The organism is Amycolatopsis sp. A133 (assembly GCF_031082405.1).
Lineage (GTDB): Bacteria > Actinomycetota > Actinomycetes > Mycobacteriales > Pseudonocardiaceae > Amycolatopsis.
This window is the reverse complement of record NZ_JAVHJU010000025.1, coordinates 280423-305966: the sequence shown is the minus strand read 5'-3', so window position 1 is coordinate 305966 and position 25544 is coordinate 280423. Positions and strand designations below refer to the sequence as shown.

The 25544-nt window shown below is 71.9% G+C and carries 27 protein-coding genes; 11 read left to right on the top strand and 16 right to left on the bottom strand.

Annotation, left to right across the window (positions count from 1 at the left end):
• Positions 1–82: 82 nt before the first annotated feature.
• A complete protein-coding gene (locus Q5425_RS20250; RefSeq protein WP_308673804.1) occupies positions 83–649 on the bottom strand; it encodes an urease accessory protein UreD in 567 nt (188 codons plus the stop codon).
• Here Q5425_RS20250 and Q5425_RS20245 point away from each other — a divergent pair.
• Positions 636–770 carry a hypothetical protein gene (locus Q5425_RS20245; RefSeq protein ID WP_308673803.1) on the top strand — a complete coding sequence of 45 codons (135 nt, stop codon included), beginning with the start codon at positions 636–638 and terminating at the stop codon, positions 768–770. The genes Q5425_RS20250 and Q5425_RS20245 overlap by 14 nt on opposite strands.
• 4 nt (positions 771–774) lie before the next feature.
• Here the strand turns inward: Q5425_RS20245 and ureG are convergent, their stop codons facing one another.
• From ureG to Q5425_RS20220, 5 genes are read right to left on the bottom strand one after another with little or no spacing between them, the layout of a single operon-like run.
• Positions 775–1467, bottom strand: a complete 693-nt coding sequence (gene ureG / locus Q5425_RS20240) for an urease accessory protein UreG (protein WP_308673802.1) — start codon at positions 1465–1467, stop codon at positions 775–777.
• Complete coding sequence (locus Q5425_RS20235) at positions 1457–2128, bottom strand: urease accessory UreF family protein (RefSeq protein WP_308673801.1); 672 nt, start codon at positions 2126–2128, stop codon at positions 1457–1459. The genes ureG and Q5425_RS20235 overlap by 11 nt, the downstream gene beginning before the upstream one ends.
• Positions 2129–2141: 13 nt before the next feature.
• Entirely contained in the window at positions 2142–3857 is a 1716-nt protein-coding gene (locus Q5425_RS20230; protein WP_308673800.1) for an urease subunit alpha, read from the bottom strand.
• 1 nt (position 3858) lies between these two features.
• A complete protein-coding gene (locus tag Q5425_RS20225; protein WP_308673799.1) occupies positions 3859–4164 on the bottom strand; it encodes an urease subunit beta in 306 nt (101 codons plus the stop codon).
• A gap of 11 nt (positions 4165–4175) precedes the next feature.
• On the bottom strand, positions 4176–4478 hold the full coding sequence (locus Q5425_RS20220; RefSeq protein ID WP_308673798.1) for an urease subunit gamma: 303 nt from the start codon (positions 4476–4478) through the stop codon (positions 4176–4178).
• Positions 4479–4769: 291 nt separating this feature from the next.
• On the opposite strand from Q5425_RS20220, the gene Q5425_RS20215 reads away from it, so the two are divergent.
• Positions 4770–5918, top strand: coding sequence for a citrate synthase 2 (locus Q5425_RS20215; protein ID WP_308673797.1), 1149 nt, complete (start codon positions 4770–4772; stop codon positions 5916–5918).
• A 56-nt stretch (positions 5919–5974) separates the two neighbouring features.
• On the opposite strand, the gene Q5425_RS20210 is transcribed toward Q5425_RS20215, so the two are convergent.
• Both Q5425_RS20210 and Q5425_RS20205 read right to left on the bottom strand, forming a co-directional pair.
• Positions 5975–6562 carry a TetR/AcrR family transcriptional regulator gene (locus tag Q5425_RS20210; protein ID WP_308673969.1) on the bottom strand — a complete coding sequence of 196 codons (588 nt, stop codon included), beginning with the start codon at positions 6560–6562 and terminating at the stop codon, positions 5975–5977.
• Positions 6563–6576: 14 nt separating this feature from the next.
• Positions 6577–8271 carry an SDR family oxidoreductase gene (locus tag Q5425_RS20205; protein ID WP_308673968.1) on the bottom strand — a complete coding sequence of 565 codons (1695 nt, stop codon included), beginning with the start codon at positions 8269–8271 and terminating at the stop codon, positions 6577–6579.
• Positions 8272–8487: 216 nt separating this feature from the next.
• Between Q5425_RS20205 and Q5425_RS20200 the strand changes: the two genes are divergently transcribed.
• The 5 genes from Q5425_RS20200 (at position 8488) to Q5425_RS20180 (ending at position 13455) form a co-directional block, all read left to right on the top strand.
• Positions 8488–9327 (top strand): ABC transporter ATP-binding protein, encoded by an 840-nt coding sequence (locus tag Q5425_RS20200; protein WP_308673796.1) that lies wholly within the window; start codon positions 8488–8490, stop codon positions 9325–9327.
• Entirely contained in the window at positions 9324–10133 is an 810-nt protein-coding gene (locus tag Q5425_RS20195) for an ABC transporter permease (protein ID WP_308673795.1), read from the top strand. The genes Q5425_RS20200 and Q5425_RS20195 overlap by 4 nt, the downstream gene beginning before the upstream one ends.
• Positions 10130–11287: a sensor histidine kinase gene (locus Q5425_RS20190; RefSeq protein WP_308673967.1), complete on the top strand. Its 1158-nt coding sequence runs from the start codon at positions 10130–10132 to the stop codon at positions 11285–11287. Before Q5425_RS20195 ends, Q5425_RS20190 begins: the two co-directional genes overlap by 4 nt.
• Positions 11284–11904: a response regulator transcription factor gene (locus tag Q5425_RS20185; protein WP_308673794.1), complete on the top strand. Its 621-nt coding sequence runs from the start codon at positions 11284–11286 to the stop codon at positions 11902–11904. Before Q5425_RS20190 ends, Q5425_RS20185 begins: the two co-directional genes overlap by 4 nt.
• Positions 11905–12117: 213 nt before the next feature.
• Positions 12118–13455 carry a serine hydrolase domain-containing protein gene (locus Q5425_RS20180; RefSeq protein ID WP_308673793.1) on the top strand — a complete coding sequence of 446 codons (1338 nt, stop codon included), beginning with the start codon at positions 12118–12120 and terminating at the stop codon, positions 13453–13455.
• 45 nt (positions 13456–13500) lie between these two features.
• Here Q5425_RS20180 and Q5425_RS20175 read toward each other — a convergent pair whose 3' ends face one another.
• Entirely contained in the window at positions 13501–13815 is a 315-nt protein-coding gene (locus tag Q5425_RS20175) for a hypothetical protein (protein ID WP_308673792.1), read from the bottom strand.
• 10 nt (positions 13816–13825) lie between these two features.
• Positions 13826–14698: a hypothetical protein gene (locus tag Q5425_RS20170; protein WP_308673791.1), complete on the bottom strand. Its 873-nt coding sequence runs from the start codon at positions 14696–14698 to the stop codon at positions 13826–13828.
• A 68-nt stretch (positions 14699–14766) separates the two neighbouring features.
• On the opposite strand from Q5425_RS20170, the gene serC reads away from it, so the two are divergent.
• Positions 14767–15891, top strand: coding sequence for a phosphoserine transaminase (gene serC, locus Q5425_RS20165; RefSeq protein ID WP_308673790.1), 1125 nt, complete (start codon positions 14767–14769; stop codon positions 15889–15891).
• Here serC and Q5425_RS20160 read toward each other — a convergent pair.
• The 6 genes from Q5425_RS20160 to Q5425_RS20135 all read right to left on the bottom strand — a co-directional run bounded on the left by Q5425_RS20160 (position 15884) and on the right by Q5425_RS20135 (position 22515).
• On the bottom strand, positions 15884–17056 hold the full coding sequence (locus Q5425_RS20160) for a glycosyltransferase 87 family protein (protein ID WP_308673966.1): 1173 nt from the start codon (positions 17054–17056) through the stop codon (positions 15884–15886). The two genes, serC and Q5425_RS20160, sit on opposite strands and share 8 nt — an antisense overlap.
• An 84-nt stretch (positions 17057–17140) precedes the next feature.
• Positions 17141–18667 (bottom strand): amidohydrolase family protein, encoded by a 1527-nt coding sequence (locus Q5425_RS20155; protein WP_308673789.1) that lies wholly within the window; start codon positions 18665–18667, stop codon positions 17141–17143.
• A 335-nt stretch (positions 18668–19002) separates the two neighbouring features.
• Entirely contained in the window at positions 19003–20208 is a 1206-nt protein-coding gene (locus tag Q5425_RS20150; protein ID WP_308673788.1) for an ABC transporter permease, read from the bottom strand.
• Positions 20205–20891, bottom strand: coding sequence for an ABC transporter ATP-binding protein (locus tag Q5425_RS20145; protein WP_308673787.1), 687 nt, complete (start codon positions 20889–20891; stop codon positions 20205–20207). The genes Q5425_RS20150 and Q5425_RS20145 overlap by 4 nt, the downstream gene beginning before the upstream one ends.
• A complete protein-coding gene (locus Q5425_RS20140) occupies positions 20888–21979 on the bottom strand; it encodes a peptidoglycan-binding protein (RefSeq protein ID WP_308673786.1) in 1092 nt (363 codons plus the stop codon). The genes Q5425_RS20145 and Q5425_RS20140 overlap by 4 nt, the downstream gene beginning before the upstream one ends.
• Positions 21976–22515, bottom strand: a complete 540-nt coding sequence (locus Q5425_RS20135) for a hypothetical protein (RefSeq protein WP_308673785.1) — start codon at positions 22513–22515, stop codon at positions 21976–21978. The genes Q5425_RS20140 and Q5425_RS20135 overlap by 4 nt, the downstream gene beginning before the upstream one ends.
• A gap of 112 nt (positions 22516–22627) precedes the next feature.
• Here Q5425_RS20135 and Q5425_RS20130 point away from each other — a divergent pair, with 112 nt between their 5' ends.
• The 3 genes from Q5425_RS20130 to sepH all read left to right on the top strand — a co-directional run bounded on the left by Q5425_RS20130 (position 22628) and on the right by sepH (position 25476).
• Positions 22628–23290 carry a response regulator transcription factor gene (locus Q5425_RS20130; RefSeq protein ID WP_013230194.1) on the top strand — a complete coding sequence of 221 codons (663 nt, stop codon included), beginning with the start codon at positions 22628–22630 and terminating at the stop codon, positions 23288–23290.
• Positions 23287–24438: an ATP-binding protein gene (locus Q5425_RS20125; protein ID WP_308673784.1), complete on the top strand. Its 1152-nt coding sequence runs from the start codon at positions 23287–23289 to the stop codon at positions 24436–24438. The genes Q5425_RS20130 and Q5425_RS20125 overlap by 4 nt, the downstream gene beginning before the upstream one ends.
• Before the next feature lie 192 nt (positions 24439–24630).
• On the top strand, positions 24631–25476 hold the full coding sequence (gene sepH / locus Q5425_RS20120) for a septation protein SepH (protein WP_308673783.1): 846 nt from the start codon (positions 24631–24633) through the stop codon (positions 25474–25476).
• The last annotated feature ends 68 nt before the right edge of the window (positions 25477–25544 follow it).

The window sequence follows — 25544 nt, the reverse complement described above, 5'->3', positions numbered from 1 at the left end:
GCTCGCCGGGGGTCCTCCCCGGCGAGCGGCCGGCCACCCGAAACTGTCGGTCCCTCCCGGTAGCGTGGAAAACGGGGGCTGCTCAGAACGGCCGCAGCGCGGTAACGGCGTCCGGGGCCAGGGAAGTCGTGAGGGTGCCGCCCGCGGCGAGGGGGCTGCGGGACCACCACTCACCCGAGGCCGCCGGGAGCTCGGGCCCGCCGACCTCCAGGTCCGTGACCAGCACCCGGCGGCCCGCCAGCACGGCCAAGCTCCCGTCCAAGCCCGCATCCCCCACCGGAAGCGTCTGCCGGAGCACCGGAGCCCCGTCCCGGACCACGTCCAACGTGGTCACCAGAGAACCCGGACTCTCCCCCGCCCGCCCCAGCACCAGCACCTCCCGCGTGTGCAGGTAGGCATCCGAAGCCAGCGCAGCCCGGAAAACCGCACGGTGCCGGGCCCGCGCGGTGATCACCGTCGGCTCCGGCAGGTACTCCAGCGACCCGCCGTCCTCCACGACAACGTCCACAGTGGACAAGGAGGACTCTCCGTGCAGGCCCGGCAAAGCCAACGTAGCCGCCACCCCCGACAACCGGAGGGAGGCACCCGGACCGACCCGCACCGTGAGCCGCAGGTCGTCGCCGCCCAGCGGAGACGTGGCCGAGTTCACCAAGTGCACCACCGCCGTCGAACCCGAGCGCCGGCGCGGGAACAACGTCAACGGCGCCATCGAACTCAGCTCCCGCAACACCGTGCGCGAGCCGTCGAAGCACGCCGTCAGCCGCGCGTGAGCCTTCACAGCAGGGAACGGACCCAGCCGGCGACCGCGGGGGCGTCCGGAGTATCCACAAGGGACTGGGTGATCACCGGCAGCGAGCCCCGCATCCGGTGCGCGTCCGACGTCATCACGGCCATGTCCGCGCCGACCAGGTGGGCGATGTCGATCTTGTTGATCACCAGCAGGTCCGCCGTCGTGACGCCGGGACCGCCCTTGCGCGGCACCTTGTCGCCGCCCGCGACGTCGACCACGAAGATCTGGCTGTCCGCCAGGCCGCGGCTGAACACCGCCGTCAGGTTGTCGCCGCCGCTCTCGATGATCACCAGGTCGAGGCCGGGGAACTTCTCCTCCAGCCGCTCGACGGCGTCGAGGTTCGCGGTGATGTCGTCGCGGATCGCCGTGTGCGGGCAGGCGCCGGTCTGCACCGCCTCGATCCGTTCCGGGTCGAGCACTCCCGCGCGGCGCAGGAAGTCCGCGTCCTCGGTCGTGTAGATGTCGTTGGTGACCACGGCGAGCCGGATCTCGTCGCCCAGCGCGCGGCAGAGCGCCGCGGTCAGCGCCGTCTTGCCGGAGCCGACCGGGCCGCCGATGCCGATCCGGTAGGCGCGGCCCGCGGCGGGCGCCGGGTCGTAGTGGTCGGGTTCGGCGGCCGTCGGGTCGAAGTTGACCGGGTGGACGTGTCCGTGCCCGTGTCCGTGTTCAGCTGGCAAAGAGACGCACCTCTTCCTGGTGGTGCCGGGCGTGGGCCTCGGCGAACAAATCCAATGCCGGCGATCCCGGCGACGGCAGCGACGCCGGGTCGTCCCCCGCCACGGCGGCCGCTTCCGAACAGACGGACGCAAGATCCAGTCGCGCCACCACCGCGTTGACCGCAAAGGGATCCAGCCCCAGCAGCCGCACGACCGCGCTCGCCGGCCCGCTCACCGACAGATAGGCGACAGCCATCGCCGCGTCGTACGGCGAACCGCCCGCGACGCCGACCAGCGCACCCAGCACGATCGGGTGGTGCGGCCGCGGCGTCTCGGTCAGCAGCCCTTCCAGGACAGGAGAAGGCCAAGCGATTCGCCCGGCCCGGGCGGTCCCGCGGCCTTGCGCCCGGGAGGCCTCGCGCTGCGCGAGCGACGGAGTGCGGGCATCCAGCTCACTGTCCAAAAGTGACCAATTGCCCTGAGTGACCGCCGCATGAGCCGAGGCAGCAGCAAAAACCGCCGCCAGGAATCCCGCCGTCCGCAACCGTCCGGAAAGGAACCCCGGGAGATCGCGCACGGACGTCACCAGTTTCCGTGCGACCACCTCCTCCAACCCGCCACTGTGGACGTGACCGCCGCCGGGGAAGCGGGAGTCCGCGAGGATCAGCGCCGAGAGATCCATCAGAGTAGCTCCATCAAAACAAGAAGTACCTTTGCGCCATCGGCAGTTCCGTCACCGGCTGCGGTTCGATCAGCTCGCCGTCGACGTGCACCGCGAAGCTGTCCGGCTCGACGCGGACGTCCGGCGTGACGTCGTTGAGCACCATGTCCGCCTTGGTTCGCGCCCGCATGTCCGACACCGCGACCAGCGGCCGCGTGATGCCGAACTTCTCGCGCAACCCACTGTCCAAAGCGGACGGCGCGACGAAGTGCAGGCTCAGCGCGGCCCCGATGGACGCGCCGAACATCGGCCGCGCGAGCACCGGCTGCGGGGTCGGGATGGACGCGTTCGCGTCGCCCATCGCCGCCCACGCCGGGAAGCCGCCCTTCAGCACCACGTGCGGGCGGACGCCGAAGAACTTCGGCTCCCACAGGACGAGATCGGCGAGCTTGCCGACCTCGACCGAGCCGATTTCGGTCTCCATGCCGTGCGCGATGGCCGGGTTGATCGTGTATTTGGCGACATAACGACGCGCGCGCAGGTTGTCCGCCGCGCCGTCGCCGGGCAGTGCGCCGCGGCGGCGTTTCATCACGTGCGCGGTCTGCCAGGTCCGGATGATCACCTCGCCGATCCGGCCCATCGCCTGCGAATCGGAGCTCATCATCGAGATCGCGCCCATGTCGTGCAGGACGTCCTCGGCCGCGATCGTGGTCGGCCGGATCCGGCTCTCGGCGAAGGCGAGGTCCTCGGGCACCGACGGGTTGAGGTGGTGGCAGACCACCAGCATGTCGAGGTGCTCGTCGAGGGTGTTGGCCGTGTGCGGGCGGGTCGGGTTGGTCGACGACGGCAGCACGTTCGGCAGCGAGACGACCTGGATGATGTCCGGCGCGTGCCCGCCGCCGGCCCCTTCGGTGTGGTAGGCGTTGATCGAGCGGCCGCCGATGGCGTCCACAGTGGACTCCAGAAAACCCGCCTCGTTCAAGGTGTCCGTATGGATGGCCACCTGCACGCCGGCTTCGTCGGCCACGGTCAAGCAGGCGTCGATCGCGGCGGGGGTGGTGCCCCAGTCCTCGTGGAGCTTGAACCCGCCCGCACCCGCCGCCAGCTGCTCGCGCAGCGCCTCGGGCCGGACGGTGTTCCCCTTGCCCAGCAACAGGACGTTGACCGGGTAACCGTCCATCGCGGACAGCATCCGGCCGAGGTTCCACGCGCCGGGCGTGACCGTGGTGGCCTTCGTGCCCTCGTTGGGCCCGGTGCCGCCACCGACCAAAGTGGTCAGCCCGGACGCGAGTGCCGTGTCGACGAGCTGCGGGCAGATGAAGTGCACGTGGCAGTCGATGCCGCCCGCGGTGAGGATCTTGCCGTTGCCGGACAGCACTTCGGTGGACGGCCCGATGACCAGGCCTGCGTCGACGCCGTCCATCGTGTCCGGGTTGCCCGCCTTGCCGATGCCGACGATCCGGCCGTCGCGCACGCCGACGTCGGCCTTGACGACGCCCCAGTGGTCGAGGATCACCGCGCCGGTGATGATCAGGTCCGGCGCGCCTTCCGCCCGGGTCGCCGTGCCCTGGCCCATCGATTCGCGGATGACCTTGCCGCCGCCGAAGAGCACCTCGTCGCCGGAGCCGCCGGGCCCCATCGAGCGGTCCTCGGTGACCTCGATCAGCAGATCGGTGTCGGCGAGCCGGATCCGGTCGCCGGTGGTCGGGCCGAACAGTTCGGCGTAGCGCTCACGATCGATCTGCGCCATTTCAGAAGTCCCCCGCAAATTCGGACCGCAGGCCCGGCACCCGGCGCGCGCCGGCCAGGGGAACGAGATCGACTTCCCGTTCCACGCCGGGTTCGAACCGCACCGACGTCCCGGCCGGCACGTCGAGCCGGTGGCCGCGGGCGGCGTCGCGGTCGAATTCGAGGCCCGGGTTCACGGCCGCGAAGTGGTAGTGCGAGCCGACCTGCACCGGCCGGTCGCCGAGGTTGCGAACCAGGAGCCGGACGCGCGGGCGGCCGGGGTTCAGCTCGACCGGCTCCTCGCCGGGGATGATCTCGCCAGGGTGCATGCCGCTGCTCCTCACACGATCGGGTCGTGCACGGTGACGAGCTTCGTGCCGTCCGGGAAAGTGGCCTCGACCTGCACGGAGTCGACCATCTCGGGCACGCCGTCCAGCACCTGCGCCCGGGAGAGCACGGAGCGCCCGCTGGAGACCAGCTCGCTGACCGTGCGCCCGTCGCGGGCGCCTTCGAGGACGTGGTCGGTGATCAGCGCGACCGCCTCGGGGTAGTTGAGCCGGACGCCGCGGTCCAGCCGCTTCCGCGCGACGTCCGCCGCCACGTGGATGAGCAGCTTGTCGCGCTCCTGCGGGCTGAGGTGCATCCGCTAGGTCTATCACCCGAAACACGGCAGCGCCCGGATCGGAAACACAGGATTTACCTGGGCTTCGTCACACTGCGTGGCGAAAAATTCTCCGGTCCGCGGGCTTCGGTGACTGAATCGTTCTCGTAATCGTGACCGAAACCACCGCATCTTTCGATTGCCAGTGGCCGGTGGAGGGAGCAAGGTCTATCCATCCGTGCGATGTGGCGCGCGTTCCGTGCGCTCTCTCCAACCGCGCGACCAGCACCACCCAGCCGGGGAAAAAAGCGCACCGAAAGGTTCCGCGAAACAGTGACTACCTCCACGATCAGCAAGCCACAGCCGTCCGGCCAACCCGACGACGGCTTCCGACCGGGTCTGGAAGGCGTTGTCGCCTTCCGCACCGAAATCGCCGAACCCGACCGGGACGGCGGTGCGCTGCGCTACCGCGGCGTCGACATCGAAGACCTCGCCGGCAAGGTGACCTTCGGTGATGTGTGGGGCCTCCTCGTGGACGGCCGGTTCGGCCACGGCCTCCCGCCCGCTGAGCCGTTCCCGCTGCCGGTGCACACCGGCGACGTCCGGGTGGACGTCCAGGCCGCGCTGGCCATGCTCGCGCCGATCTGGGGCTACCGCCCGCTGCTCGACATCACCGACGAAGAGGCCCGCGAGCAGCTGGCCCGCGCCTCGGTGATGGCGCTGTCCTACGTCGCGCAGTCGGCCCGCGGCGTCGGGCAGCCCGCCGTGCCGCAGACCCGCGTCGACGAGGCCCACTCGATCACCGAGCGGTTCCTCATCCGCTGGCGCGGCGAGCCGGACCCCGCCCACGTCAAGGCTCTGGACGCCTACTGGGTGTCGGCCGCCGAGCACGGCCTCAACGCGTCGACCTTCACCGCCCGGGTCATCGCCTCCACCGGCGCGGACGTCGCGGCGGCCATGTCCGGCGCCATCGGCGCGATGTCGGGTCCGCTGCACGGTGGTGCCCCGGCGCGCGTGCTGCCGATGATCGAAGAGGTCGAGCGCACCGGCGACCCCGAGGGCCTGGTCAAGGGCATCCTCGACCGCAAGGAACGCCTGATGGGCTTCGGTCACCGCGTCTACCGCGCCGAGGACCCGCGGGCGCGCGTGCTGCGCCGGACCTGCCAGGAGCTCGGCGCGACCCGCTACGAGGCGGCCGCCGCGCTGGAGCAGGCGGCGCTGAAGGAGCTGCGCGAGCGGCGTCCGGATCACCCGATCGAGACCAACGTCGAGTTCTGGGCCGCGGTCATCCTGGACTTCGCGCAGGTCCCGCCGCACATGATGCCCGCGATGTTCAGTTCGGCCCGCACCGCCGGCTGGGCCGCGCACATCCTGGAGCAGAAGCGGACCGGACGCCTGGTGCGGCCGTCGGCCAAGTACGTCGGCCCGGCGCCGCGCACCCCCGAGGACGTCGAGGGCTGGGAACTGGTCACCAAGCACTGACCCCCACGCGCACTTTCACGTGAAAGTGATACGGAGGATTATCCTCCACATCACTTTCACGTGAAAGTGCGGCTTTGGTCGTGGGCGGCGGTTGTGCCGAGCATGGCCGTGAGCTGGTCGACCAGCCAGGTGTCCAGGGCCTCGCGCGGGATCGTGCGTTCCTGGAGCCAGCTCAGCAGCGCGCCCTCGACCACCGCCGTCCAGCAGCGCAGGGTCAACAACAGCAGCGGTGACGGCTCGGAGACGCCGAGGGCGTCCAGGATCAGCGCCACCGCCCGGTTGCGGACTTCGTCGATCGCCGCGTCGGTTTCGGACGTCGCGATCACCGAACCGCCGCGCAGCAGCGCGATGTACCCCGCCCGGTAGTGGTCGGCGACGTCGATCAAGCCACGGACGGCGGCTCGGAGCCGGGTTTCGGGCGGCCCTTCCTCGAGCCCCGCCAGGCCGTCGATCAGCCCGTCGGTGACCGTGCGCAGGGCCTCGACCTGCAGCTCGCGCAGGCTCGAGAAGTACCGGTAGAACAACGGCCGCGACACCTCGGCGCGCGCGACGATGTCGTCCACGGTCACCAGCTCCGGCGCCCGCGAGCCGAACAGGTCGAGTGCGGCGCGGATCAGGTCGTCACGGCGGGCCTGCGGCGTCATCCGCCGCGGTCGGCTCACGGCGTCAGGTCCAGCTTCGCGGCCTTGCGGAGCAAGCCGGGCGTCAGTCGCGAAAGGACCAGCGCGGCCTTCGCCTCCGGAGTGGACGGCGCGATCGCGATGTCCTTTTCCACGGCACGCAGGATGTCCCGCGCGACACCTTCGGGACCGAACCCGCGCCGGGCGTACAGCTTCGAGCTGGAGACCTGACGTCGTCGCTGCTCCTCTTCGGACACTCCGACGAACGTCGTCGTGTTGGTGATGTTGGTCTTGACGATGCCCGGGCACACCGCCGTGACGCCGATGTGGTCCGAAGCCAGTTCGGCCCGCAGGCAGCTGCTCAACGTCAGCACAGCCGACTTCGTGGTGGCGTAGGCGGAAAGGATCTTCGACGGCAGGTAGGCGGCGGCCGAGGCGAGGTTGACGATCTGGCCGCCTTCGCCGCGTTCGGCGAGCATCGGCGCGAACGCGCGGCAGCCGTGGATCACGCCCCAGAGGTTGACGTCGATGACGCGTTCCCAGTCCTCGACCGACGTGTCGAGGAACGGGCCGGACATCCCGATGCCCGCGTTGTTGACCACGATGTCCGGGACGCCGTGCTCGGCGCGGACCCGCTCGGCGAAGCGGTGCACGGCCTCGCCGTCCGACGAGTCCACTGTGTACTCGGCGAGTCCGCGCTCGCCCAGCAGCTTCAGGGTTTCCGCAGCACTCGATGCGTCGATGTCCGTGATGACGACGTCGGCGCCCCGAGCGGCGAACGCGAGCGCGGTGGCGCGGCCGATCCCGCTGCCCGCCCCGGTGACGACGACGAGCTTGTGCGCGAACGGCCCGGCGTCGACGCGGGCCCGGCGCAGGCCACGGCTTTCGGTGCCGGTTTCGGCGTACTCGATCAGCTCGGCGGCCGCGGCGGCCACTACCTGTGGCTTCGCCCGGGTCACCCAGTGCGTCCCGACGATCCGGCGGATCCGCAGGTCGGGGACCCACCTGGCGACTTCGGTCTGCAGCGGCGTCGTGACGTAGGCGTCGCCGGTCGGGGCCAGGACCTGGACCGGGACGTCGGCGGGACGGGGCGCGGGGCGCGACAACCGGGTGAACATGTTCGCGCGGTAGAGCTCGAGGCCGTGCAGGCCGTCGGACTTCTCCGGGGGCGCGGCGTCCGGTTCCATCCGCTGGATCTGCTTGCCCAGCAAACCGGTGCGCCACAGCAGGTCCGGGATGAACGGCACCTGGAACGCGAGGATGTACCACGAGTGCAGGAACTGACTCAGCGCGTTCTTGAGCCGCTTCGGCGTCGGACGGCTCAGCTGGGCGCGGAACCACGCGCCGGCGTGGTCGAGGCTCGGCCCCGAGAGGGACGTGTAGGAGGCGATCCGCCCGCGCAGGCCGTCGCCGGTGACGGCGTGCCAGGTCTGGATCGAGCCCCAGTCGTGGGCGACGAGGTGCACCTTGCCGGCAGGCTGCACCGCCTCGACGACGGCGCGCAGGTCGTCGGCCAGCTGGTCCAGCCGGTAGGACGCGCGTCCCGGCGGCTTGTCCGACTGTCCCGCGCCGCGGACGTCGTAGGTGACGACGCGGTGTTTCCCGGCCAGTTCGGCGGCTACCCCGCCCCACATCGAGCTGTTGTCCGGGTAGCCGTGCACGAGCACGACCGTGGGCCCGTCGCTCCGGCCCTCGATGGTGACGGAGAGGCGGACACCGTCACTGGCGGTCACCCACGTGTGAGACATTCTGTCATGTTAGACAACTTGTCAACAGCAGTGTTCACCCGCGCGGCGGTTCCGCGTCGCCGGATGTTCGGTTTTTGCTTGTATGACAGCGTTTTTGTGGTTCCACGGGAAACCAAGCCGCTCGTGTCCACCGAACGATGGACAGCCGGATTCAGCTGGCCGTTGGTCGGATCCGCCGTCGCGAGCCGCCAGGCTGGACCCATGACCACAGCAGTCAGCGTGCGCGGCCTGCGCAAGCAGTACCCCGGTCACCTCGCGGTGGCCGGGCTGGACCTGGAGATCGCCCAGGGCGAAGTGTTCTCCCTGCTCGGCCCGAACGGCGCCGGCAAGACGACGACCGTCGAGATCCTCGAAGGCCACCGGCAGCGGACGGCCGGTGAGGTCGCCGTGCTCGGCGAAGACCCCGGCAAGGCCGGCCGCGCCTGGCGGGCCCGCCTCGGAATCGTCCTGCAGACGGCGACCGACGCCGCCGAGTTGAGCGTCGCCGAGATCGTCCGGCACTTCGCGAAGTACTACCCCGGCCCCCGCGATCCCGACGAAGTGATCGAGAAGGTCGGGCTCACCGAGAAGGCCGGGACGCGGGTGAAGTCGCTCTCCGGCGGGCAGCGCCGCCGCGTCGACGTCGCGCTCGGCATCATCGGCCGCCCCGAGCTGCTCTTCCTCGACGAGCCGACCACCGGCTTCGACCCCGAGGCGCGGCGGCAGTTCTGGACGCTGATCGGCGACCTCGCCGCCGAGGGCACCACCATCCTGCTGACCACCCACTACCTCGACGAGGCCGAAGCGCTCGCCGACCGCGTCGCGGTCATCGCGCGGGGCGAGATCGTCGCCCAGGACACCCCGCAAAACCTGGGGGGCCGGGCGGCCGCCGAGGCCACCGTGCGCTGGACCGACGAACGCGGTGAGCACGTCGAGCGGACCGCGTACCCGACCAAGCTCGTCACCGAGCTCTCTACTGGGGGTAGAGAGCTCGCCGGGCTGACGGTGACCAGGCCGAGCCTGGAGGACATCTACCTCGACCTGATCGGAGACAAGGCATGACCACCCTGGACCTTCCAGGCCCGCTGTCCCTCGGGCTCGCCCGAGGCAGCACCGAGCTGCGGCAGTTCTTCCGCCACAAGGAACAGGTGGTCTTCACCTTCTCCCTGCCCGCGGTGCTGATGATCCTGCTCGGGTCCATCCTGGACGGTCCGACGGCACTCGACGGCGTCACGTCCGGCCAGCTGCTGGCGGCCGGGATGATCGGCTCCGGCATCGTGTCGACGTCGTTCAACAGCATCGCGACCGGCGTCTCGGCCGACCGTGAGACCGGGGCGCTCAAGCGCCTGCGGGGCACGCCGATGCCGCCGGCGTCGTACTTCATCGGCAAGATGGTGCTGGTCGCGGTGTCGAGCCTGGCCCAGACGGTGCTGATGGCCGGGGTCGCCGTCCTGCTGTTCGGGCTGGACCTGCCGTCCGACCCGGCGAAGTGGCTGACGCTGCTGTGGGTCTTCGCGCTCGGCATCGTCTCATGCACGCTGCTCGGGATCGCGGTCAGCTCGCTCGCGAAGTCCACCAACGGCGCCGTCGCCGTCGTGCAGATGCTGTACCTGGTGCTGCAGTTCATCTCCGGTGTGTTCGTTTCGCCGATCACGAACCTGCCGAAAGTTATGGTGGACATCGCGTCGTTCTTCCCGCTGAAGTGGATCTGCCAGGGTTTCCGGTCGGTGTTCCTGCCGGACGGCGCCGTGAGGATGGAGATGGCCGGGACATGGGAACTTCCGCGGGTGGCGCTGGTGCTGGGGATCTGGTGCGTGGCGGGGGCGGTGCTGGCGCGGCTGACCTTCCGGTGGACCGACACGAGGTGAAGGACGCCTGGGACCGGTTCAACTGGCTCTGGGAGATCCTCTTCGCGGTGGCGTACCTGGCCACGACCCTGCTGGTGGTGCTGGACGAATCCGATCCGGTGCGCACGGCGGTCGCGGTCGGGGCGCTCACCGGGCTGGCGCTGACCTACCTGCTGTGGGGACGCCGGGTGGTGCGCGACGACGGGCACGTGCGGCAGCGGTGGGTACTGGCGCTGCTCGTCCTGGTGCTGGTCGCCGTCGCGATGTTCGCCAGCACCACGGCCAGTTTCATCCTCTTCATGGTCTGCCCGCTGGTGTTCTCGACGCTCGAGTTCCGGCCGGCTGCCGTGATCACCACCGTGGCGATCCTGCTGAGCCCCGTTTCGTCGATCGCCAACGAAGGCCTGCAGGGGCCGGCCCTGCACATCCTGCTGCCGATGACCGCGATCCTCGTCGTCTTCGGCGTGCTGTCCGGGAAGTTCATCCTGCACGTCGTCGAGGAAAGCCGGGGGCGGGCCGACCTGATCACGCAGCTCGAGGAGAGCCAGGCGGAAGTCGCCCGGCTCTCCCGGGAGGCGGGCACCGCGGCCGAGCGCGAACGGCTCGCGCGGGAGATCCACGACACGCTCGCGCAGGGGTTCACCAGCATCGTCACCCTCGCGCAGGCCATCGAGTCCGAATTGGACACCGACCCGGCCGCGGCGCGGCGGCACGCGGAGCTGGCCGCCCGCACCGCACGGGAAAACCTGACCGAAGCCCGCGCGATGGTCGCCGCGTTGGCCCCGGCGGACCTCGCGACCGGCTCGCTCGTCGACGCCGTCCGGCGGCAGGCCGACCGGCTGGCCGACGAGACGGGCGTGCCGGTCCGGTACGAAGTGGACGGTGTGCTCCCGCCGATCGGCATGGCGGGCGAAGTGGTCCTGCTGCGGGGCGCGCAGGAGGCGCTGAACAACGTGCGGCGCCACGCGGCCGCGTCGGCGGTGTCGGTGCGGCTGTCCGCTGTGGACGGTTCGGTCCGGCTCTCGGTGCGCGACGACGGCGCCGGCTTCGACCCGGACCGGGCCACCGGGTTCGGCCTGCGGGGCATGCGGTCCCGGGCCGGGCAGGTCGGTGGCACACTGAGCGTCCGGAGTGGCCCCAGCGGCACCGAACTCACCCTGGAGGTGCCGGCTTGATCCGCGTCATGCTCGTCGACGACCACCCCGTCGTCCGCGAAGGCCTCCGCGGCATGCTCGAAGCCGAACCGGACCTCACGGTCGTCGGCGAAGCGGGCTCCGGCGACGAAGCCGTCGCGCTCGACCGCGTCGCCGGGCCCGACGTCGTGCTGATGGACCTGCGGATGCCCGGTCTCGACGGCGTCGGCGCGACCAAGCGGATCCTGCGCGAGCAGCCCGGACGGCGGATCGTCGTGCTCACGACGTACGAGACGGACGCCGACATCCTGCGCGCGGTGGAAGCCGGCGCGTCGGGCTACCTGCTGAAGGACGCGTCCCGCGCGGAGCTGGCGAACGCGATCCGCGCGGCGGCGCGCGGCGAGACGGTGCTCGCGCCGTCGGTGGCGGGCAAGCTGGTCAACCGGGTCCGCAACCCGGAACCCCAGCCGCTGTCCGCCCGCGAGGTGGAGGTGCTGCAGCTGGTCGCGAAGGGCGGCACGAACGCCGACATCGGCCGCGCGCTGCACATCAGCGAAGCGACGGTGAAGACCCACCTGCTGCGAGTGTTCGGCAAGCTCGGCGTCTCGGACCGCACGGCCGCGGTCACCACGGCCATGGCCCGCAACCTCCTCGGCTGAACCGGGCATTACCCGTGACCCGAGGGGCATCATGCGTGACCCGAGGGGCATCACACGTGATTCCATGGGCATCGCGGTGATGCCCCGCCAGTCACGCATGATGCCTCGCCAGTCACGCGTGATGCCTCGCCAGTCACGCGTGATGCCTCTTTCCGCACGCTCGGCTGAGGGCCGGGACCTGCCTCGGAGAGCCGAGCGCGGCAGAATGCCTCCATGCTCTCCTCGACCGAACACGCCTTGCTCCGCCGGATCGCGCACGAGCAGGCCGCCTGCCGGGCTCCCTCGCTGGTCGCCGCCGTCGTGCGGGACGGGGAGATCGTCTGGTCCGGTGGCCGGGGACGCGTCGGCGAGCAGCAACCCGGCACCGACACCCAGTACCGGCTGGGCTCGATCACCAAGACGCTCGTCGCCACCGCCGTCATGCGGCTGCGCGACGAAGGCCTCCTCGACCTGAACGACCCGCTCGAAAAGCACGTCCCCGGCACGCCGTTCGGCGCCGCCACCGTCGCCCAGCTGCTGTCCCACACCGCCGGCCTGACGTCCGAATCACCCGGCCTGTGGTGGGAGCGGACGCCCGGCGCCGACTGGGACGCGCTGGTGGGCAGCCTCGCCGAGGGCGCGACCAAGCACCGCCCGGGCGCGCGGTTCCACTACTCGAACGTCGGCTACGGCGTCCTCGGCGAGCTCCTCGCCCGCCACCGCGGCAAGGGCTGGCTCTCCGTGCTCGACGAAGAGATCCTCGGCCCGCTCGGGATGAACCGCACCACACCGCACCCGGCCGGCGCGCACGCCGAGGGCTTCGCCGTGCACCCCTTCGCCGACGTCCTGCTGCCGGAGCCGAGCCCGGACGCGGGCGCGATGGCCCCCGCCGGGCAGCTGTGGTCGACGGCGCGGGACCTCGGCCGCTGGACGGCGTTCCTCGGCGGCGAGACCGGTGGCGTGCTCGACCCCGAGACCGTCGCGGAAATGCGGACCATGGTCACCGTCGACGACACCGACGTCTGGACGACCGGGTTCGGGCTCGGCCTGATGCTCGTGCGCTACCAGGGCCGCCGGTTCGCCGGGCACACCGGCTCGATGCCGGGGTTCCTGGCCGTGACGCTGGTCGACCCGGCCGCGCAGACCGGCGCGCTCGTGCTGACCAACTCGACGGCCGGCGTCGGCATCACCCAGCTCTGCCTCGACCTCATCACCATGACCGACGAGCTCGAACCGCGGCTGCCCGCCGAGTGGCTGCCGTCCCCCGCCGACCCCGCGCTGCTGGCGCTGACCGGGCTCTGGCACTGGGGTCCGACGCCGTACCACCTGCGCCTCCAGGGCGACGGGCTGCTGCTCGCCCCGGTCGAGGGCGCCGGCCGCAGCTCGCGCTTCCGCCAGACCGACAAGGACACCTACGTCGGCCTCGACGGCTACTACGCCGGCGAGACGCTCCAAGTGGGCCGGAACACCGAGGGCGTCGCCACCCACCTCGACCTGGCGACGTTCATCTTCACCCGCACGCCGTACGACCCGGCCGCGCCGGTGCCCGGCGGCGTCGAAGACTGGCGCTGAGCAGACCGGGCCCCGCTCACACCCCCAGGGTGGTGAGCGGGGCCCTCAGGTCAGGGCGGCGGTGCCCGCCGAGTAGGCGACGGCGGCGGCGAACCGGTTGGCGATGCGCTTGCCCTCGCCCCAGTCCCAGACACCGAACTTGAGCACGGTACTGATGGTGAGCGTCGAACCGCCGCCGGAGGACGACACCGTCACGTTGACGTGCTGGCCCCAGCTCAGGATCGACATCCCGGTGCGGCAGGTGGCGAATCCCTGCGGCCCGTAGACCGGTTGTTTCCCGCCGATCGCCGCCACCCCGGCCGGGAGCGCGTTCCACAGCACTTCGGGTGGCACCGGAAACCTCTGCTGCACAGTTGTCACGGCGGTGACGCTACCGGCGGCCGGGCGCGTCGGTAACCGTGTTTTTACCCCCACCGCGGTGGTGACCCATGAGCCCGACGGCGTAGCTGTCGCCGTCCGGAAGGCCCACGACCAGCTGCTCCGACGGCCACCCGGCGAGCCAGAGCCGGCGCCGGCCGGCCAGCTCGGCGGCGACGTCGGCCGGCACCGCGGGCAGGTGGAAGCGGATCCGCCAGCCCCCGGGCAGCACCCCCCAGCCGTTGACGGGCTCGCCCGCCCGCACGTCGAACGCCGCGGCCGCGACCGGCGTCCAGCTGCCGCTCGCGAGGTGCCGGGCGGGAAGGGCGAGGTCCGCGCGCCACCCGGCGAGCGCCAGCACGGCGACCAGGCCCGGCACCGGCAGGACCCAGGGCAGCCAGCCACCGGTGACGACGATGGCCGCGGCTTCGGCCGCGAGCACGAAGACTCCGGTTGCCCAGACCGCCGTGGTGGCGAACGCCAGCCGCCGCCGCAGGACCGCTCGCCGCGTCACCGGCCGTTTCGGCAGCAGCCTGGTCAGGCCGTACCCCGAAGCGCCGAGGAACATCGCGACGAACGCCCCGGCGTACCCGAGGTCGGCGCCGTGCGGCGGGTGTTCGACGAGCCCGGCGACGATCGCGGCGGCCACCAAGAGCCACAGCCCGGCGAAGACGGCCACCTTCGTCCTCCGGCCGCCCGAGGACTCGGGGCGCGGACCGCCGGTCGCCCACCACGGCAGGCGGCGGACGAAGACCAGCACCAGCGTCGCCGCGAAGCCGACCGGCAACCCGATCGCCGTTGTGTCCGTCCAGCCTTCGATCGCGAGGTGCGCCGCGGCCAGCACGGCGAACCACGCGAAGAAGTACCAGCGAGGCCGATCAGTCATCGATTCCAGATGTCGGACACCGGCCGACCACTGTTACCAGCCGCGTCCCGACCTGAGAGACTGGCCACATGACCGACGCTGAGTTGACCATCCCCGCCGACCTCAAGCCGGCCGACGGCCGCTTCGGCTGCGGCCCGTCGAAGGTCCGCGCCGAGCAGCTGAGTGCGCTGGCGGAGTCCGGCTCCACCTACCTCGGCACGTCGCACCGGCAGAAGCCGGTCAAGTCCCTCGTCGGGCGCGTCCGGGCCGGCCTGTCCGAGCTGTTCTCCCTGCCCGAGGGCTACGAGGTGATCCTCGGCAACGGCGGCACCACGGCGTTCTGGGACGCGGCCGCGTTCGGCCTGGTCCGCGAGCGCGCGCAGCACTTCACCTACGGCGAGTTCTCCTCGAAGTTCGCCACCGTGACCAAGGGCGCGCCGTTCCTGGCCGACCCGATCGTCGTCAAGGCCGAGCCGGGCAGCGCGCCGGACATCGCCTACGAAGCCGGCGCCGACCTGGTCGGCTGGGCGCACAACGAGACGTCCACCGGCGTAGCCGTGCCGGTTCGCCGCCCTGAGGGCAGCGAGGGCGCACTGGTCGCGATCGACGCCACCTCCGGCGCCGGCGGCCTCCCGGTCAAGGCCGAGGACTTCGACGTCTACTACTTCGCGCCGCAGAAGTCCTTCGCCGCGGACGGCGGGCTCTGGATCGCGCTGGCCTCCCCGGCCGCCGTCGAGCGGATCGGCGAGATCGGCGGCGGCGACCGCTGGATCCCCGAGTTCCTGTCGCTGACCACCGCGCTGGACAACTCCCGCAAGGACCAGACGTACAACACGCCGGCCGTGGCCACGCTGTTCCTGCTCGCCGAGCAGATCGAGTGGATGAACGGCCAGGGCGGCCTCGCCTGGACGACTACGCGCACGAAGGACTCTTCGTCGCGGCTGTACGAGTGGGCCGAGAAGACGAGCTACACCACGCCGTTCGTGAAGGACCCGGAGCTGCGCTCGCAGGTCGTCGGCACGGTGGACTTCACCGACGACGTCGACGCCGCCGCGGTGGCGAAGGTGCTGCGCGCCAACGGGATCGTCGACACCGAGCCGTACCGCAAGCTGGGCCGCAACCAGCTGCGCGTCGGCCTGTTCCCGGCGATCGACCCGGACGACGTCTCGAAGCTCACGCAGGCCATCGAGTACGTGGTCGAGCGGCTCAGCTGACCTGGTGGACGACCTTGCCCGCCGTGGCGGGCAAGGTCGCCCTGTTCAGTCGCCGGGCCGCGTAGGCGGCGGCGACCAGCAGAAGCAGGCCGAACAGTTCGTAGGACTCGGTAGCGAGCCACCAGCCCGCGGACGGCGCCGGGCGCGGGGCGAACCACATCGGGCCGGCGATGAACAACACCAGTCCCGCGACGACAACCGCGGCCGCCACCCACCGGACCGCCCGGTCGAAGCGCCACGCGTACCACCCGGCGAGGACGAGGACCGGCACGCACCACGTCCAGTGGTGGGTCCAAGAGATCGGCGAAACCAGCAGCCCGCCGAGCGCACAGGCGGTGAGCCCGAGCACCGGCTCGGCGCGCGCGATGATCACCGCGACCAGGGCCATCACCGCCAATGCCGCCAGCACCCACCCGAACTCCGGCAGTCCTGCGCGCACGGTCAGGCCGTGCAGCGACTGGTTGCCGACGTAGTCGACGCCGCCGATGCGGCCCGCGTCGAAGACGAGCTTGGTCCAGTACGTGACGGACGCCGACGGCCGGACCAGCCACAGCAGTGCCCCGGCCACCACGAACCCGGCGACCACCCGCGCGGCCGAGCGGAAGTCGCGGCGGAACAGGAAGTACACGACGAACACGGCCGGCGTCAGCTTGATCGCCGCGGCCACGCCGATCAGCAGGCCCTTCGTCCGCTTCCGCTCGCCGGGCAGCAGGACGTCGAGCACCACCAGCACCATGAGCAGCGCGTTGATCTGGCCGAAGCCCAGCGTCGAGCGCACCGGCTCGAGCAGGGCGCCGGCGAGCTGCGCGCCGATGGCGACCAGCGCGGCGACCGCCCGGCCGCGGACCTTCGTGGCGTCGGTCAGCGAGCCGTTGAGCGTCGCGACGTAGAGGTAGGCGACGACGCCGGTCGCGAGGATCGACGCGATGCTGACCAGCTTCATCGTCACCGTGAACGGCAGCAGCGTCCCGGGCAGGAACACCGCGGCGGCGAACGGCGTGTAGGTGAACGGCAAGAGGATCTGGTGCGTGGTCGGCACCCAGGCGTCGTACGGCGAGCCCTGCTCGGCCAGCGCTTTTGCGCCGCCCAGGTAGACCTCCAGGTCGAGGCCGTCGAACCGCTTCAGCACGAGGACGAGGACGACGGCGGCGACCTCGAGCACCAAGAGAGACCACGCCGGCTTCCGCCCAGTCAGCAGCAACGCGTCCCCCTCGAACCAGGTCTTCGACCGGCCGAGATTACCCGGCGCTCAGCAGCAGCCGTGCACCGGCAAGCGCACTGACCTGGCGTTCGCCGCGTCGACCGGCTGGTTCGCCGCGGCCTCGGCGTCGGCGAGCATCCGGTCGAGCGCGGCCCGGCCGAGGACACGGCCCGCGGTGACGACGGTGTCGATCCGCCGGACCGCGCGGATGTCGGCGAGCGGGTCGGCGTCGAGGAGCACCAGGTCGGCGACCTTGCCGGGGGTGATCGTCCCGGCGGTGTCCGCCCGGCCGAGGAACGCGGCCGCGTCCCGGGTCACCGTCTGCAGCGCCCGGCGCGGGCCGAGCCCGGCCGCGACCAGGAAGTCGAGCTCGTCGTGCAGGCTGAACCCCGGGAAGACGTACGGGTTCTGGCAGTCGGTCCCGCCGAGGATCCCGACGCCGGCCCGGTGCGCCTCGCCGACGAGCTGCAGCTGCGCCTGGAAGTAGGCCTCCTGCTGGGCGATCTGCTCCGGCGTGGCCGGGGAGAACAGCGGCAGCCGGTCGGCCCAGAGGGCGCGGATGTCCGGCGAGACGTACTTGAGGCGCGGGTCGTGCGCGAACGCGTCGGCGGGCCGCGAGATGACCCGGTTGACCGCGAAGGTCGGGGTCAGCCAGCTGCCGCAGGCGTTGAGACCCGCGAAGTGGCGGGCCGCCGTGGCCGGGTCGTAGGCCTGCGCGGCCTGCCGGTCGAGTTCGCGGGCCAGGTTGAAGAAGTCGCGTGGGACCTTCGGGTCGAACGGCGTCGCGTCGAGCCGGGCGAGGAACTCGTCCCGGCGGCTCGACGTGGCGACCGGCAGCCCGAAGTTGTGCTCGAAGCTGCGCTGCCCGGCCCGGGCGGCGTCGAGCTGGCGGAGCCGGTAGGGCCAGTGCCCGGCGAACGGCAGGCCGTGGCGCCGGCACTCGTCGGCGATCGCGGCGAACGCGTCCTTCGGCAGGTAGAAGTACACCTTGACGAAGTCCGAGCGCTGGGCGACGGCGGTCCGGACCGCGGTCCGCGCCTCCCCGGCGTCCGCGACCTTGGTGACCGGCGGGCCGAGCAGGGACACCGGGCCGTCGATGATCGCGCTGGCCAGCACGACCCGCGGGCCGAGCAGCTCCCCGCAGGCGATCTTGTCGCGGGTCACGCGGTTTTCTTCGTACCCCTGCATTTCGCGGATGCCGGTGACGCCGTTGGCCAGGAACAGCGGCGGCCACAGGTCTTCGTAGTCGATGCCGTGGGCGTGCATGTCCCACAGGCCGGGCACGAGGTAGCGGCCGCGGCCGTCGACGACCCGGGCGCTCCCGCAGCGCGGCACCTCGGCGGCGGGCCCGACCCAGGCGATCCGGTCGCCGACCAGCACGACGGCGGAGCCCGGCCGGGCCGGCCCATCGGTGCCGTCGACGACGGTCGCCCCGGTCACCACGACCACCTCGCGGCCGGCGGCCGCGGCTTCCTGCGCGAAGACAGCGGGAGCGACCCCGGCGGCGGCGAGCCCCGCTCCGGCCGTCGTCAGCCACCGCAGGAAATCTCGCCGGTTCGCCTCGACCCGCAACACGGCCCCGCCCTTCGATCGGCTCCCTCCCGCCCATCCAACACCCCACCGACCAGGTAAGAGACCTTCCAACGTGCGCAATGCCGGGTGAGCCGTAACCCGCCACCCGGCACTCCGTGCACCCCTCGAACCGGTGCCCGCGCAGGCAACCGCCGACCGTCTGGAATCCGCTGCTCGCACCACTTCCTCGGACCAGCGCCCCGCGTGGGGTGCGGGCGGCGCACCCGGAAAGCCGCCGCCCGCACCACCCGCCGGCACCCGCGGGGCCCGAAACCCGCGGCCCTCAGGCCGGCATCGGCGCGGGCGGCGGGCCCGGAAGGCCGCCGCCCGCACCACCCTCAGGCCAGCGCCCGCGTCGGCGCGAGCCGTGCCGCCCGCACCGCCGGATAGGCCCCCGCCACCGCTCCGACCAGTGCCGCGACCCCCACTCCGCCCGCCAGCGCCGCCGACGGCAGGACCGCGGGCCACCCCTGGCTCAGCGCGTAGCCCGCCGTCACCAGCACCCCGGCCAGCACCCCCGCCAGCCCGCCGAACCCGGACAACAGCACCGACTCGGCCAGGAACTGCCCGCGGATCTGCCGTTTCGTCGCCCCGAGCGCGCGGCGCAGGCCGATCTCGCGCCGCCGCTCCAGCACCGAAATCACCATCGTGTTCGCCACCCCGACCCCACCGACCAGCAACGCCACCCCGCCGAGCCCGAGGAACAGCGCGCTGTACGTCGTGTCCGTCAGCTTCTGCGCGGCCAGGGCGTCCGACGGGCGGCGCACCTGGACCTCGTTCGGTGCCTGCGGGTTCAGCGTCGCGGCCAGCACCGACCGCACACCGTCCACTTGGGACTCCTCCGCCCGCACGTACACAGTGGACGGATGACCGTCGAACCCGAGCAGCCGCTTCGCGACGTCCCAGCCGACCAGCGCCGAGCGCTCGATCTCCGGGGCGAGCGGCATCGGCGCGAGGATGCCCACCACCGTGAACCACTGCGTCCCGATCAGCACCTGCGGCGGCCGCGCCGGGTCGACGTGGTCGATGCCCAACCGGGCCGCGGCCTGGGAACCGAGCACCGTCACCGGGTAGTCCCGGTTGCCCGCCGCCAAAAAAGCCCCGGCCCGGACCTTGCCGCCCAGCACGCCGAGCAGGTCCGGCCGCGCCGCGTACACGGCCAGCCCGGACGTGTCGTCCGGCGCGATCTTGTCGCTGCGGCGGACGCTCGCCGACGTCGTCCCGGTGCCGGCCGCCGCCTGCACCGGCCCGATCCGCCGCGCCATCGCGACCGCGTCGTCCGGCAGCGTCGCGTCGTCACCGAACAGCGTCTGCCCCGGCCCGGCCGTCAGCAGGTTGGGGCCGAGCGCGGCGAGCCGGTCGTGCAGGGCCTGCGCGCCGGACGCCGGGATCGCCAGCACCGCCACCATCGCGGCGACGCCGATCGCGATGCCCAGCGCGGAAAGCACCGCGCGCACCGGCCGCGTGCGCATGCCGTGGGCGCCGAGCGCGACGACGTCCGGTGGCTTCAGGCGGGCCGGCTCCGGCAGCTGCACCAGGGTCATCGCGCACCCACCAGGCCGGTGTCCAGCCGCAGGCGCCCGTCGAGCAGCTCGATCCGGCGGGGCATGCCCGCGGCGATCTCCCGGTCGTGGGTGATCACGACGATCGTGGTGCCGCCGGTGGACAGCTCGCCGAGCAGCGCGAGCACGGACGCGCCGGTGCCGGTGTCGAGGTTGCCGGTCGGCTCGTCGGCCAGCAGGATCGCCGGGTCGTTGACCACGGCCCTGGCGATGGCGACGCGCTGGCGTTCACCGCCGGAGAGCTCACCCGGGCGGTGCCACGCCCGGTGCCCGAGCTTGACCCGGTCGAGCGCCGCCAGCGCCCGCGCGCGCCGCCGTCGCCGGGGCACCCCGGCGTAGAGCAGGCCGGTGCACACGTTGTCCACCGCACTCATCCCTTCGTCGAGGAAGAACTGCTGGAACACGAACCCGATCCAGCGCGAGCGCAGCGCCGAGACCTTGCGGTCGGGCAGTGCGGCGACGTCGTGGCCGCGCAGCTCCACCCGGCCCGACGACGGCCGGTCGAGCGTGCCCATCAGGTGCAGCAGGGTGGACTTGCCGGACCCGGACGGCCCGACGATCGCCACCATCTCGCCGTCTTCCAGCGCGAGCGAGACGCCGTCGAGGGCGGCGACCCCGCCGGGGTAGGTGCGCGTGACCTCGTGCACGCGCAGCACGGGCGTCACGACGTCGTCACCACCCGCATGCCCGCGGCCAGGCCGGTGCCGGTGACCTCGACCTTGCCCCCGCTGAACAGTCCGGTTCGGACGGCGATCAGCCGGCGTTGGCCGTTCTCGTCGACCTCGACGGCGTACCCGCCTTCGGCGAGCGCGAGCAGCGCGCCGACCGGGACCGCGAGCACGCCCTGGCGGACGTCCTTGGTGAACCGGACGGTCGCCGGAGCCGAGTCGAGGCTGCCGGCCGCGGCCGCGTCGTCGAGCCCGACGGTCACGGTGATCTTGGGCTTGCCGTCGTCCTGGCCCGCCGCGTCCTTGCCTTCGACGGCGGTCCGCCCGACGTCGGTGATCGTGCCCGCCGTCGTCTTCCCGTTGATCGTCACGGACGCCTTCGCGCCTTGCTGGGCCAGCCCCTGCTTGGCCGCGTCGAGCTTCACCTGCACCGATCGGACGGTGCCGGTCGTCTTGAGCACCTCGCCCTGCGCGGGCGAACCGAGCTTGGCCTGGACGGCCGAAACCCGCAGTTCGCCCGCGGCCAGCACGACGTCGCCCTGGCCGAACGCGCCGGTCTGCTCCAGCCCCAGGGACTTCTGCCACTTCTTCAGCGCGGCCGCCGTCGCCGAGGTGAACTTCTTGTCCGGCGTGCCGAACCCGCCGAAGCCGCACGCCTTGAGGTTCTCCTCCAGCTGCTTGACGTCCGCGCCGTCGTCCACGCCGGCGGCGAGGTCGCGGTAGAACGGCAGGGTGCCGTAGAACAGCGGCACCGGCTTCGCGTCCACTCCGTACACCGGCTTGCAGCGGGTCAGGGTGGCCCCGGCGGCCGGCAGCGACGTGATCGTGCCGGGCTTGCGGCCGCCGACGGCCGACTCGTCGCCGTAGCCGAGGGTGCCGTCGGCCTCTTCTTCTTCGCTCAGGTCCGTCTTGACCACCTCCGCCGTCTCGGCCGCGGGCGGCGCGGCCTCCTTGACGGGCGTCGCGCTCGACACCCGCGTCAGGATCACGACGGAGCTGGTGCCCAGCACCACGACCAGGACGGCGGCCGCGACGAACCAGCGCGTCCTGCGGCGGCGGGGCTTGAGGTGGGTCACGTCGTTCACTTGGCGGCCTCGGAGTGGACCGACATGCCCAAGCCGCACGCCTTCGCGGCTTCCTCGAACTTCTTCGGGTCGTCGCCCGGCCCGCCGATCCGCGTGGCGCCCTTGCCGGTCGGGTCGGGGTCCGGCATGTCGACGCCGTGCTCCCGCATGCACTTGGCCTGCTTGCGCATCTTGTCGAGTTCCTCGGCGCTCGGCGGCTTCATCTCCCCGCCGTTGGGCATCAGGTGCTTGCACGCGTTCTGCGCGGCGTCGACCTTCCCGTGGTCGGCCCCGTCGCCCTGGATCGCGATCGACATCCCCTTGCCGTCGCCCGCCGGCTTCGGGTCGGGCATGTCGACGCCGTGCTCGCGCATGCACTTGGCGAAGTCGCGCATCTTGTCCTCGTCGCTCTTGCCGCTGTTGTCGGCGGCGGCGGGGCCGCCGGTCCGCGGCGGCGTCGAGATCGAAGCGACCTTCGACCCGTCGTCGGCTTTCGCGCCGCAGCCGCCGAGCAGCAGGGCCGTGCCGAGTGCCGCGACGGCGATCCGTGTCCGCATGGCTCGATTCCTTTCGTCCGGATGGGAGCCAGGTCTACGGATCGGGGCGTTCGGGCGCGCTAAGCGACGTCGCTTATGCGGTCCTTATGGCCTCCCTGCGCAGACTGGGCCGGTGCGGGTGCTGGTGGTGGAGGACGAGCGGTTGCTGGCCGACTCGGTCGCGGAGGGGCTGCGGCGCTTTTCGATGGCCGTCGACGTCTGTTACGACGGCGAGCAGGCGATGGAACGCGTCGGCGTGCACGGCTACGACGTCGTGGTGCTCGACCGCGACCTGCCGAAGGTGCACGGCGACGACGTCTGCGCCGCGGTGGTCCGTGCGGGCGGGGAGGCGCGGGTGCTGATGCTGACCGCGGCCGCCGACGTCACCGACCGGGTCGCCGGCCTGGGCCTCGGCGCCGACGACTACCTGACAAAACCGTTCGCGTTCGCCGAACTGGTCGCCCGGGTCCAGGCGCTGTCGCGGCGCGCGCGGCCCGCGTTGCCGCCGGTGCTGGAACGCGACGGCGTCGTGCTCGACCTGCCGCGGCACCAGGCCGCGCGCGATGGCCGGTTCCTGCTGCTCTCGCCGAAGGAGTTCGCCGTGCTCGAGGTGCTCATGCGGGCCGAGGGGACCGTGGTCAGCGCCGAGGACCTGCTGGAAAAGGCGTGGGACGAGCACGCGGACCCGTTCACCAACGCGGTGCGCGTCGCGGTGATGACGCTGCGGCGCAAGCTGGGCGACCCGCCGGTGATCGAGACCGTGCCGGGCGCCGGTTACCGGTTCGGCACGCCGTGAACGGCCTGTCCGTCCGGACGAAGCTCACAGCCTGGTACGGCGCGTTGTTCCTGCTCGCCGGGCTGGTCCTGGTCGTCATCAACTACCTGCTGGTGCAGAGCACGTTGCCGGACCCGACCCGCGCCGCCCTGACGACGATCGGCTCGGCCGATGCGGTCTACGGCGTCCAGGGCACCACGGCCATCGGGTCTCCGGGTGTCGCGGTGCGGCTGCTCAGCGGCTCGCTCGACGAGTACCGCTCCTCGACGCTGTCGACGTTGCTGGTCGGCTCGGCGATCGCGCTGGTGGTGACGGCGGCGCTGGCGGTGCTGTTCGGCTGGCTGATGGCGGGCCGCGCGCTGCGGCCGCTGCACGACATCACCTCGGCCGCGCGCCGGCTGGAGGCGGGCAAGCTCGACCGGCGGATCAACCTCGAAGGACCCCCGGACGAGCTGAAGGAGCTGGCGGACACGTTCGACGGCATGCTCGACCGGCTCGCGGAGTCGTTCGACAGCCAGAAGCGGTTCGTCGCGAACGCGTCCCACGAGCTCAGGACGCCACTGGCGGTGCAGCGGACGCTGATCGAGGTCGCGATGGCCGACCCCGAGGTCCCCCCGGAGCTGAAGAAGCTCGGCACGCACCTGCTCCACACCAACGAGCGCAGCGAGCGGATGATCGAGGGCCTGCTGGTACTGGCCCGCAGCGACCGCGGGCTGCACGCGCGCACGCCGGTGCGCCTCGACGAGGTCGTCGCGTCGGTGGTGCGGGCGACTTCTGCCCAAGCCGCTTCGGCCGGCGTGACGGTCGAGACCCGGCTGCGGCCCCGGACGGTGGCGGGCGACCCGGTGCTGCTGGAGCGGCTGGTGACGAACCTGGTGGTCAACGCGATCACGTACAACGCCTCCGGCGGTTGGGTGTACGTCGAGGTGCGCGGGGATCCGGCGCTGGAGGTGCGGAATTCGGGACCGGTGGTGCCGCCCGAAGCGGTGCCGACGCTGTTCGAGCCGTTCCGCCGGCTGGGCGGCGCGGAGCGGACGGGGGACACGCGGAACGCGGGCTTGGGGCTGTCGATCGTCCGCTCGGTCACCCAGGCCCACGGCGGCTACGCCGAAGCCCAGCCCGGCCGGCGCGGCGGACTCACCGTGACGGTCCGGCTGCCGCCTTCTTGATCCACTCGATCGTGACTTTGGGTGCCCGGCGTGTCACCCCTTTGCCGCTGACCTGCCTGAGGAAGCATGCGGAAGACGCAAAATGAACAGTGGGCAGTTCGACGCGGACTCGGCGCGCCTCGCACGTCAAGCCGACGCGCCGTTCTAACGTGGGCACCCACAACGGTGAAGAAGATCGGGGAGGCGAGAACAATGCGGGCGCTGCGAGTGGTCGGACTGCACGAGGACGGGAAGTCCATCGTGCTCGAAGACCCGGCGAGCCGTACTCGTTTCCTGCTCCCGGCTGATGAGCGACTGCGCGCGGCGGCGCGGGGTGACATCACCCGCCTCGGCCAGATCGAAATCGAGTTGGAGAGCCAGATGCGGCCACGCGAGATCCAGCAGCGCATCCGGGCCGGCGAGTCCGTCGAGCAGGTCGCCGCGAGCGCCGGCGTCTCGGCCCAGCGCGTCGAGCGCTACGCCTACCCGGTCCTGCTCGAGCGGTCCCGGACCGCCGAGCTGGCGCAGAGCGCCCACCCGGTCCGCGAGGACGGCCCCGACGTCCAGACGCTCGGCGAAGTCGTCGCGTACAGCTTCGGTGTCCGCGGGCACGACTACTCGCAGGCCACCTGGGACTCCTGGAAGGGCGACGACGGCCGCTGGGTCGTCGTGCTCCAGTGGAAGGCCGGGCGGTCGGACAACCGCGCGCACTGGGCGTTCTCGCCGGGTGCGCACGGCGGCACGGTCACGGCGCTCGACGAGAACGCCGAGGTCCTGCTCGACCCCAACGCCTACCGCGCGCCGCGCACGGTCCGCGCTCTCGACCCGGCCCGCGAAGCGGAGTTCCAGCCGACGCTGGATTCGGTCCCGCCGGAGCGCGCCGAGCTGCCGTCGGCCGAGCCGGACCCGGACGACGACACCCGCGAGATCCCCCGCGTCCCCGCGGACCCGGAGGAGGACGCCGCGGTGCCCGAGCCGCGGCCGAAGGCGAAGAAGAACCACCCGATCGTGCCGTCCTGGGAGGACGTGCTCCTCGGGGTCCGCTCCCAGCGCGGCTAGGTCCCAACGCCGGTCCACCAAAGAGCGTCCAGCTGCTCCACCCCCTCAGGCTACGATGTCACGCTGAG